This is a genomic window from Neisseria sp. HMSC061B04, from assembly GCF_001836705.1.
GTDB lineage: Bacteria > Pseudomonadota > Gammaproteobacteria > Burkholderiales > Neisseriaceae > Neisseria.
Map to the genome: position 1 here is coordinate 114,674 of NZ_KV830205.1, position 9,444 is coordinate 124,117.

A 9,444-nucleotide genomic window follows, 5' to 3' on the forward strand; every position below is an offset into this window, starting at 1 on the left:
CATTCCAACATGGGTATCACATCATGACTAAATTTATTTTCGTAACCGGCGGCGTTGTATCTTCTTTGGGTAAAGGTATCGCCGCCGCTTCTATTGCTACTATTCTCGAGTCGCGTGGCTTGAACGTGACCATGCTTAAACTCGACCCGTATATCAACGTTGACCCGGGTACCATGAGCCCGTTTCAACACGGCGAAGTATTCGTGACCGATGACGGCGCGGAAACCGACCTCGACCTCGGTCACTACGAGCGTTTCATCAACGCTACCATGACCCGCCGCAACAGCTTCAGTACCGGCCAAGTCTATGAAAACGTGATTGCCAAAGAGCGTCGCGGCGACTATTTGGGCGGTACCGTACAAGTGATTCCGCACATTACCGATGAAATCAAACGCCGCATCCACGAAGGCGCGGCCGGTTATGATGTGGCGATTGTCGAAATCGGCGGCACAGTCGGCGATATCGAATCGTTGCCTTTCTTGGAAGCCATCCGTCAAATGCGCAGCCAGCTCGGCCGCAACAATACATTGTTTGCCCACCTGAGCTATGTTCCTTACATTGCCGCCGCCGGCGAAATCAAAACCAAGCCGACCCAGCATACCGTTAAAGAAATGTTGAGCATCGGTTTGCAACCGGACATCCTGATCTGCCGTATGGACAGAGAAATGCCTGCGGACGAGCGCCGTAAGATTGCCCTGTTCTGTAACGTTGAAGAACGCGCCATCGTGGGCAGCTACGATGTGGACAGCATTTACGAATGCCCGGAAATGCTGCACAACCAAGGCATCGACAACATCATTACCGAGCAGCTCCAACTGAATGTCAAACAAGCCGATTTGACCGAATGGAAGAAAATCGTTCACGCGATTCAAAATCCGAAACACACCGTCAAAATCGCAATGGTCGGAAAATACGTTGATTTGACCGAGTCCTACAAATCGCTGATCGAAGCCCTGAAACACGCCGGTATTCATACTGAAACCGATGTACAAATTACCTTTGTCGACAGCGAAAGCATCGAGAAGAGCAATAGCGACGTTTCCATGCTCAAAGACATGGATGCGATTTTGGTGCCGGGCGGCTTCGGTTCACGCGGCGTAGAAGGCAAAATTGCCGCCGTACGCTATGCGCGTGAAAACAACGTACCATACTTGGGCATCTGCCTAGGCATGCAAATTGCCCTGATTGAGTACGCTCGCGACGTGGCAGGCTTGAAGGGTGCGAACTCTACCGAGTTTGACTTGAAATGCGCCGCGCCTGTCGTTGCCCTGATTGACGAATGGCAAACTGCCGACGGCAGCGTAGAAACCCGTGACGAATCTGCCGATTTGGGCGGCACCATGCGTTTGGGCGCTCAAGAAGTTGACCTCAAACCGGGCAGCCTTGCCGCAAAAATCTACGGCAGCGAACACATCCGCGAACGTCATCGCCACCGTTACGAGGTCAACAACAACTATGTTCCTCAGTTGGAAAAAGCCGGTTTGGTCATCGGCGGCGTATCCGCAGGCCGCGAGCGTTTGGTTGAAACCATCGAATTGCCGAATCATCCTTGGTTCTTCGCGTGTCAGTTCCATCCGGAATTTACTTCCAATCCGCGCAAAGGCCACCCTTTGTTTACCGCGTTTGTGAAAGCCGCGTTGGGTAACAAAAAAGCCTGATTGATGTGATTGAAAAAGCACCCGTTTCCGGGTGCTTTTTTGTTTTCAGACGGCCTTAGAAGTTATTTGTCTTCATTGACTTCGCGGTCGTTCAAAGGTTGTACGGGACGGTTGTTTTCGCCGCCGATAATGTCGCGCATGGCTTTAAACTGTGCCACATCAGCTTGAACCGGAGTTTTTAAGACAACCCAAGTCACGTTTTCGCTGCAAGGCGGCGTTGTTAGCGAGCCTTTTAGTTGGAATGACTTGCTATCTTTAGGCAGCAGGGTTTGGATGTTCAAGTTTTTCAAATCTACGGATTCGCCTGCTTTCAGTTTTTTGGCAGTAATCGCGGACAAGGCAGGGTTGTTTTTGCCCGGTTTAAATACAGAGCCGATGACCGCCAAAGTACCGTCTTCGGCTTGATGGACGAAATGCGCTTCCATTGGGAAATGTTTGCCTTTGAAAGTATGTTCGCTCGGCGTATGGAAGTGGAATTGTTTGAAGGTATAGGTTTTACCGTTAATCACGATGGTTTGGGCCTTGCCTTGCGGCGTGGCTTGAAGGGTATGGCCGTTATTTTCTACTTTGTAGTCGGCGACGTTGTAACGGTATGCAGGTTGTTTGCCTTTTACTGCTTTTGTTGCGGAGAAGTCCACTGGAGATTGCTGTTTACCTGTTTTGCAGACGGCAAAATCTTCGCTCAAATCGCCCCAGTGTGCAGCATCGTTTTCACCCGTGTAAGACCAGTGTGCATGATGGGTTTCGGCGGATACTGTTGCAGCGGAGACAGTCATTAGCAAAGATAAAAAGAGATGTTTTTTCAACATAAGGGCTCCTGTTTATTCACATTAGGTAAAAGGAAAAATTCATATCAAATAAATTATTGATATAAAAAAACTTCTTCATAAGAGGAAAGTTAATGATAATGGCAATCGGAGAATGTTGGGTTGATATATGGCAAACATTTATCAAGCAATCATTTTTGATTAAATGATTGCAATAAGAGGGTTGATTGTCTTTGTCGTCACTTTGAATAAGGGAGGCCGTCTGAAATTTCTTTCAGACGGCCTGTTTTATTTAATTATGTTGTAAAAAGTCTAAACTCTAATGAATAAAAGTGTTTCTCAAGATGAAAGTAGTTGTTTGTAGCGTTGGAAAACATTAATATTGTTGAACGTGTTTTCACGAGATTTTAACTTTGTTTTGGAGAGAATAATGAAAAAATCGATTATCGCTTTGGTTATTGCCGGTTTGCCGCTGGCTGCATCTGCAGAAGTGATTCTGTATGGTCAAATCAAAAGCAGCGTGACCGTCGGTCAGGTCAAAATCAAAGGTGATGCAGGTTCTGAAACCAGCTCCACCGCAACCAGCATCAATGACAATACCTCCCGCATCGGTTTCAAAGGCAGCGAGAACTTGGGCGGCGATTTGAAAGCCATTTGGCAAGTTGAACAAAAAACAGCCATTACCGGCGGTTCTCAAGGTTTTGCCACTCGTGATTCCTTCATCGGTTTGCAAGGTAACTTCGGTAAGATTCGCGCCGGTAAACTCAGCAATATGCTGAACGAAATGGACACCATCGATCCATGGATGTACAAAACCAATGCCGCAGGCTTGGGCATCTTTACCCGTACCGGCAACCGCAACGCCGCCGTACGCTACGACAGCCCGGATTTCGGCGGATTCAAATTCAACGTGTCTTACGCACCGCGCGACAACCGCAATCCTTCAGACAAATACACGCACACTAAACCGGCCAAAGACCAATACACCGGCGGCGTGAGCTTCTCTAAAAACGGCTTTGCCGCCAATGCGGCTTACGGCCACTACAACGGCGCGTACACCGACAAATCAGGCAAAGTCAAAGCGGCGCAAATCGCCAAAGTCGAAACTTATTACGATAAAGACAATCTCTTTGTCGGTGGCGGCGTACAATATGCCAAAGGCCATGAGATAGCCAACGATTATTTAGGTTATTTCACCGATGGTTTTAATCAGTACAAGGGTAGTGACATCACTGCCGACACAGGCAAAGAGGAAGCCGTGAAAGTGGTTGATGCAGCGGTAACTGTCGGTTACAAATTCGGCAACGTAACCCCACGCATTACTTACGCACATGGCTGGCCTGCCAAGGGCGTGAACAGCGGCGAAAAATTGGTGGATAAATTCGACCAAGTCGTTGTCGGCGGTCAATACACCTTCAGCAAACGCACCGGCGTAGTCGCCCAACTGGCGTATCTGAAAGTTGGCAACAAAACCCGCCTGACTGCAGCCAACAAAGGTGGCATTGAACAAAAAGCCGCTTCTGTGGGCCTGTATCACAAATTCTAAGCCGTTTTACAAAAACAAGGCCGTCTGAAATTTCAGACGGCCTTTTTCTTGATTAAAGCGGTTTATTTGTCGTGGTTGCTCAGCGTTGTACCGTGACGGCCGCCGCGTTCTTTCAAACGTTGTACCAAACCTTCGACCGTTGTCGGCATACCGTCGACACAGAATGCCTGATACAGAGCGGTGTGCAGGGCATCGTTGCGGCTGAACGCATTGCCGATCAGCTTCCAATCGCCTTTGCGCGGCTCGATCCAGCGGCGGTTTACTGTATCGCCATAAGCGAATACTTTGTAAGACGAACGCTTGTCGTTGCTGTAAGTAAAGGATGTGCGGGCGCAATAGAGGCCTTCGACGGAGAGGTTGTCGTAGCCTTTGTCGGAGCGAACGTTCAATACGTAGCGGATACTGTTGTCCGGCGCAGGCATGATTTGCAGGCTGCTGAGCAGGATTTTGGGCTGCTTGCCGTAGGTTTCGTTGACATAGAGGTCGAACCAATCGCCCGATTGGGTATCGGGCAGGGGCGGCAACTCGGCTTTGTGTTCTTTAAATTCGCGTGCGGCAACTTCTTCAGGGCTTTCCTGATAACGCGTGTTGGTCAGCGTATCTTTTTGGCTGAAACCCAAAGCAAATGCTTGAGTCGCGGCAAGGCTGAGAGCGAGAAGGGCAAAACGGCGCATAGACAGCTCCAAAGTGAAAAACGGCTTTATTTTATGGGCTTGCAGGGTGGGGTGCAAGTAAGTGCGGTATAATTGACGTTAATTCTGATTAATATGACGAGTTTTCATCATGAATACACAAACTCTGGATGTCATCGGTTTGAAATGCCCGCTGCCGATTTTGCGTGCCAAGAAGGCTTTGGCGCAAATGCAGGAGGGCGAAGTGCTGACCGTATTGGCCACCGATGGCGGCGTGCCCGGCGATTTTGAAGCGTTTTGCCGTCAGACCGGACATGTTTTGTTGGAATCGAGCGAGGCCGACGGCGTGTTCAAGCTGGTGTTGAAGCACAAATAAAGGCCGTCTGAAATGTCTAAAGCCGTCGCGTTGTCTGCCGCTGTATCGGCTGTTTGCCTGAGTGCATGCGGCAATGAAAGTGTTTCGCTGCAGAACGCTGCCGATTATGCTCAAAATGTGACCGACTTATTCCGCCAAAGCTGTGTGGCCGCAGACGGCGATGCCGCCCTTGTCAGCGAGTTTGCCAATGCCAACAAACTGGTTTTATTGTCGAAAAAAGATATTGCCGATTTGCCTGCCGGAATGATGGATTTGGAGGCATTAAGCATTTGGAAGAAAACGGTAAACGGCGCAGATTATTATTTGAGCCTGACCGAAGACAGTTGCAGCGTGCGCACGGCCAAAGCCAACGACCATCTGATTTTCAAACAATTTTTGGCTTTGGCAGAAAATCCGCCGCAAGGTTTGAACGCTGAATTGCGTGCTGATAATTTGTCGGAAGCCCCGTTGCCTATGCGTCAGATTTCCTACGCATGGCGCGCGTCCGGCAGTCCGAAAGAAACCTTGCTGACCGTTAAAACAACGTCGTCCGAGCATTTTCCGGTACAGGCTGTTTTTTATTTGACCCATCATTCTTACGACAATAAGGCCGCCGTTTTGCCTTAGGCTGGTTGACGATTGAAACATCAAATCAATACAAACCATTCCGCCGAATAAAGGCCGTCTGAAACATTATCAAACCAAACCACTCGAAAGTAAGCTATGCAAACCCTGACCATCATCCGCCCCGACGATATGCACTTACACCTGCGCGACGGCGACGCGCTCAAAGCCGTTGCCCCGTACACCGCCCGACAAATGGGCCGCGCGGTTATTATGCCCAACCTCAAACCGCCCGTCGTCAGCGTTGCCGATGCCCAAGCCTACAAAGCGCGCATTATGGCCGCCCTGCCTGAAGGCAGCACCTTCCAGCCGTTGATGACACTTTACTTGACCGACAACGCCACTCCCGAACTCGTGCGCGAAGCCAAGGCTGCCGGTATTGTGGCTTTCAAACTCTATCCTGCGGGCGCGACCACCAACTCCGATTCCGGCGTGACCGACTTGTTCAAACTCATCCCCGTGTTGGAAGAAATGGCGAAACAGGGCATTTTGTTCCTCGTTCACGGCGAAGTTACCGACCCTGAAATCGATATTTTCGACCGCGAAGCCGCCTTTATCGAGCGCGTGATGAAGCCGGTTTTGGCGCAAGTGCCGAATCTTAAAGTCGTGTTCGAACACATCACCACTGCCGAGGCAGCCCGACTGGTATTGGAAGCCGGCGATAATGTGGCTGCGTCCGTGACGCCGCAACACTTGCTGCTTAACCGCAACGACCTTTTGGTCGGCGGCGTGCGCCCTCATCATTTCTGCCTGCCCGTACTCAAACGAGAAACCCACCGTCAGGCTTTGGTTGCCGCCGTTACCGGCGATAAGGCGCACAAATTCTTCCTCGGCACGGACTCTGCGCCACATGCCAAAACTGCCAAAGAAAATGCTTGCGGTTGTGCCGGTATGTTCAGCGCGATGACCGCCATCGAGCTTTATGCCGAAGTGTTTGAGAAAGCAGGCGCGTTGGATAAACTGGAAGCCTTTGCTTCTCAAAACGGCCCGCGTTTCTACGGTCTGCCTGAAAATTCCGATACCATTACCTTGGTCAAACAAACGCAAACCGTACCTGCCAGTGTGCCTTACGGCGATGGCGAGCTTGTACCGATGAGGGCCGGCGGCGAGATTGAATGGACGGTGCAATATTAAATTTGCCGTCAATAAGGCATAAAAAGAAACAACCTGCTTGAAAAGGCAGGTTGTTTTTTATGGTCGTTCAGACGGCCTGTTATGGGGAGGAAAGGCAGACAAGGCCGTCTGAAAAACTGGATTTATTCGGTCAACATGGGTTTCAGCGCTTCCCAAGCCTGCGGCAGTTGGGTAAAGCCGTCCGAAGCCATCAAATGGCCGCCTTCGGGAATATGGGTAACAGGGCTTTTGAGCTTGGCCGCCATGTCTAAAGTCAGCTCGGGCGGAACATGGGTGTCGTTGTCGGAAACCAGGCAGTGTTTGGGCATGTCGATTTTGCGCAGGATGTCGAAATCGGGGGATGCTGCTTTAATGTAGGCATCGAGCGCAGGTAGGGGCGGCAGCGTATCGGCAAAACCGGCGGCAAGCAGCAGGCCGCCGATTTTTTGCGGCTGTTGGCGGCTGAGGAAGTGAAGGAGGGTAATGCAACCGAGGCTGTGACCGACTAGGAAGGTATGGGCATCGGGCTTGCCGATGTGCTGGTCAAGGGTAAACTGCCACGCGGTCGTGCTTGGTTTGTCGGGATTGGGCATGGCGAGGGAGATTGCTTGTGCGCCGGTGCTTTTGATTTGGGCGCAAAGCCAGTCAAACCAGTTGCCGTGCGGGTTGCCTTCAAAGCCATGTACGATATAAACGCGTCGATTCATGTTTTTCCTCCTTCAGACGGCCTGAGACTTTTGTCTAAATCTCTGCCTGTAAGCGTTTATTATACCATGTTTGTTTATGTTTTATTGTTTGTCGCTTTGTAAGGATTATTGATTAAGTTTTTGTTGTTAAATGATATTTGCAAGAATAATAAAGCGAACAACACGACAGGAGCAGATGGCGTTGCCGTGTTGTTCGGGTTTGAAATATATAGGGGCCGTCTGAAAAACGGTTTAGAAATAGCCTTGTTTTTTGCGCTCTTCCATTGCCGCTTCCGATACGCGGTCGTCCATGCGTGTGGCACTGCGTTCGGAAATAGTTGCGGCGGCGGTTTCGGCAATGATGTCTTCGGGTGTGGCGGCGGTACTGGCAACAGGGCAGGTACAGGAAATATCGCCGACGGTGCGGAAGCGGACATCGCGGATTTGGGCAATTTCGCCTTCGCGTTTGGGGGTCAACGGGGTAACGGGAACGAGCAGGCCGTTTCGTTCGACAACTTCGCGTTTGTGGGTGTAATAAATCGGTGGCAGGGCGAGTTTTTCGCGTGCGATGTATTGCCAGATGTCCAATTCCGTCCAGTTGGAAATCGGGAACACGCGCATGTTTTCGCCTTGGAACAGGCGCGTGTTGTAGAGCGACCATAATTCAGGACGTTGGTTTTTGGGATCCCATTGGCCGAACTCGTCGCGGAAAGAGAAGATGCGTTCTTTGGCGCGCGCTTTTTCTTCATCGCGGCGTGCGCCGCCCATCAGTGCATCAAAGCCTTGTTCTTCGATGGTTTCAACCAGTGTAACGGCTTGGGCGGCGTTGCGCGAATCGGTTTCTCGGCGCAAGACGACGCTGCCTTTGCGGATGGATTCTTCTACGCTGCCGATCACAAGTTGTACGCCGGTGCGTGCGACCGTGTCGTCGCGGAACCGGATGACTTCGGGGTAGTTGTGGCCGGTATCGACGTGCAGGAGTTTGAACGGCAGTTTCAGCGGGCGGCCTTCGATTTGGAAGGCTTTGACGGCAAGCGCCAGCAAGACGACGGAGTCTTTGCCGCCAGAAAACAGCAGGGCCGGGTTTTGGGCGTTGGCAATCACTTCGCGGATGATGTAGATGGACTCGGCTTCGAGCCAGTCGAGGTGGTGGTTTTGGATGGACATTTTCTCTCTCTTTGCAATCTTGGCGATAGCCGATACTTTAGTGAGGCCGTCTGAAAAAGGGAAAGAATGGTTTGTTTGTTGCAAAGATGTTTTTGTTATATTGCCCGAGTGTGTTTTCAGACGGCCTTTGCGCTTTAACTTATTTTTAACCCGATTTCTCTGACGAAGCGCCTGTCTTCGCGTACACTTTGGTTTTTTAGAAATGAGAATGGTTTATGTATCACGGCGAGAGATTTAATGCGTACAGCCATTTGGCCGGTTTCTTGTTGGCAGTGGCGGCCTTGGTGCTGATGCTGGTGAAAGCGGTGGAATCGGCGGACGGCTATCGGATTGCCGGTGCACTGACTTATGGAGTCTGCCTGCTGCTTCTGTATTTGGGCTCAACCTTATACCACAGTATTCCGCAGCCGAAGGCCAAGGCGATTTTGCAAAAGGTCGATCATTGCATGATTTATCTTTTGATTGCAGGCAGCTATACGCCGTTTACGCTGATTACCCTGCAGGGCGGTTGGGGTTGGTCGCTTTTCGGCGTGTCGTGGGGACTGGCTTTGCTGGGCATTATTCAGGAGCTGACGATTGGGCGTAAAAGCGAGAAGCGGTTGTTGTCGATGGTGATTTATGTGTTGATGGGCTGGCTGATTGTAGTGGCGGTATGGCCGCTGATACAGTCGCTTTCGGCCGGTGGATTATTTTGGCTGGTGTTGGGCGGTGTATTGTATAGCTCGGGGATTTATTGGTTTATCAACGATACGAAAATCCGCCACGGCCACGGTATCTGGCACTTGTTTGTCTTGGCAGGTAGTTTGACGCAATTTATCAGCATTTATTTTTATGTATTGTAGTTTCAGACGGCCTGAAATAAAAAGGGGCTGACGTAGATTAGCCCTAAATTCCAC

At 50.6% G+C, this 9,444-nt stretch carries 10 protein-coding genes; 6 read left to right on the forward strand and 4 right to left on the reverse strand.

Annotated elements, in window-relative coordinates:
* Positions 1–23: 23 nt before the first annotated feature.
* Positions 24–1,658, forward strand: coding sequence for a CTP synthase (locus HMPREF2661_RS08645; protein ID WP_049322734.1), 1,635 nt, complete (start codon positions 24–26; stop codon positions 1,656–1,658).
* Between the two features lie 62 nt (positions 1,659–1,720).
* Here the strand turns inward: HMPREF2661_RS08645 and HMPREF2661_RS08650 are convergent, their stop codons facing one another.
* Entirely contained in the window at positions 1,721–2,467 is a 747-nt protein-coding gene (locus HMPREF2661_RS08650; RefSeq protein ID WP_070823387.1) for a carbonic anhydrase, read from the reverse strand.
* Between the two features lie 388 nt (positions 2,468–2,855).
* Between HMPREF2661_RS08650 and HMPREF2661_RS08655 the strand changes: the two genes are divergently transcribed.
* Positions 2,856–3,971 carry a porin gene (locus HMPREF2661_RS08655; protein WP_049322736.1) on the forward strand — a complete coding sequence of 372 codons (1,116 nt, stop codon included), beginning with the start codon at positions 2,856–2,858 and terminating at the stop codon, positions 3,969–3,971.
* Positions 3,972–4,033: 62 nt separating this feature from the next.
* Here HMPREF2661_RS08655 and HMPREF2661_RS08660 read toward each other — a convergent pair whose 3' ends face one another.
* Positions 4,034–4,645: a CNP1-like family protein gene (locus tag HMPREF2661_RS08660; protein WP_036491852.1), complete on the reverse strand. Its 612-nt coding sequence runs from the start codon at positions 4,643–4,645 to the stop codon at positions 4,034–4,036.
* 109 nt (positions 4,646–4,754) lie between these two features.
* Between HMPREF2661_RS08660 and HMPREF2661_RS08665 the strand changes: the two genes are divergently transcribed.
* From HMPREF2661_RS08665 to pyrC, 3 genes are all read left to right on the forward strand, one after another.
* Complete coding sequence (locus HMPREF2661_RS08665) at positions 4,755–4,979, forward strand: sulfurtransferase TusA family protein (RefSeq protein ID WP_070823391.1); 225 nt, start codon at positions 4,755–4,757, stop codon at positions 4,977–4,979.
* A gap of 12 nt (positions 4,980–4,991) precedes the next feature.
* Positions 4,992–5,585, forward strand: a complete 594-nt coding sequence (locus HMPREF2661_RS08670) for an NMCC_0638 family (lipo)protein (protein WP_049322737.1) — start codon at positions 4,992–4,994, stop codon at positions 5,583–5,585.
* A 96-nt stretch (positions 5,586–5,681) separates the two neighbouring features.
* Complete coding sequence (gene pyrC, locus HMPREF2661_RS08675; RefSeq protein ID WP_049322738.1) at positions 5,682–6,716, forward strand: dihydroorotase; 1,035 nt, start codon at positions 5,682–5,684, stop codon at positions 6,714–6,716.
* 122 nt (positions 6,717–6,838) lie between these two features.
* Here the strand turns inward: pyrC and HMPREF2661_RS08680 are convergent, their stop codons facing one another.
* Together HMPREF2661_RS08680 and cysD are read right to left on the reverse strand one after the other, a co-directional pair.
* A complete protein-coding gene (locus tag HMPREF2661_RS08680) occupies positions 6,839–7,402 on the reverse strand; it encodes an RBBP9/YdeN family alpha/beta hydrolase (protein ID WP_049322739.1) in 564 nt (187 codons plus the stop codon).
* 231 nt (positions 7,403–7,633) lie between these two features.
* Positions 7,634–8,566, reverse strand: coding sequence for a sulfate adenylyltransferase subunit CysD (gene cysD, locus HMPREF2661_RS08685; RefSeq protein ID WP_283123639.1), 933 nt, complete (start codon positions 8,564–8,566; stop codon positions 7,634–7,636).
* A 197-nt stretch (positions 8,567–8,763) separates the two neighbouring features.
* Here cysD and HMPREF2661_RS08690 point away from each other — a divergent pair, with 197 nt between their 5' ends.
* The gene (locus HMPREF2661_RS08690; protein ID WP_049322741.1) at positions 8,764–9,390 is read left to right on the forward strand and encodes a PAQR family membrane homeostasis protein TrhA; all 627 of its coding nucleotides are present in this window, start codon (positions 8,764–8,766) and stop codon (positions 9,388–9,390) included.
* The last annotated feature ends 54 nt before the right edge of the window (positions 9,391–9,444 follow it).

Excerpts from the sequence above, each read along its gene's own strand:
- HMPREF2661_RS08690 (WP_049322741.1), top strand. The coding sequence starts at position 8,764 with ATGTATCACGGCGAGAGATTTAATGCGTACAGCCATTTGGCCGGTTTC.
- HMPREF2661_RS08650 (WP_070823387.1), bottom strand. The coding sequence starts at position 2,467 with ATGTTGAAAAAACATCTCTTTTTATCTTTGCTAATGACTGTCTCCGCT.
- HMPREF2661_RS08645 (WP_049322734.1), top strand. The coding sequence starts at position 24 with ATGACTAAATTTATTTTCGTAACCGGCGGCGTTGTATCTTCTTTGGGT.
- HMPREF2661_RS08660 (WP_036491852.1), bottom strand. The coding sequence starts at position 4,645 with ATGCGCCGTTTTGCCCTTCTCGCTCTCAGCCTTGCCGCGACTCAAGCA.
- HMPREF2661_RS08670 (WP_049322737.1), top strand. The coding sequence starts at position 4,992 with ATGTCTAAAGCCGTCGCGTTGTCTGCCGCTGTATCGGCTGTTTGCCTG.
- pyrC (WP_049322738.1), top strand. The coding sequence starts at position 5,682 with ATGCAAACCCTGACCATCATCCGCCCCGACGATATGCACTTACACCTG.
- HMPREF2661_RS08680 (WP_049322739.1), bottom strand. The coding sequence starts at position 7,402 with ATGAATCGACGCGTTTATATCGTACATGGCTTTGAAGGCAACCCGCAC.
- HMPREF2661_RS08655 (WP_049322736.1), top strand. The coding sequence starts at position 2,856 with ATGAAAAAATCGATTATCGCTTTGGTTATTGCCGGTTTGCCGCTGGCT.
- HMPREF2661_RS08665 (WP_070823391.1), top strand. The coding sequence starts at position 4,755 with ATGAATACACAAACTCTGGATGTCATCGGTTTGAAATGCCCGCTGCCG.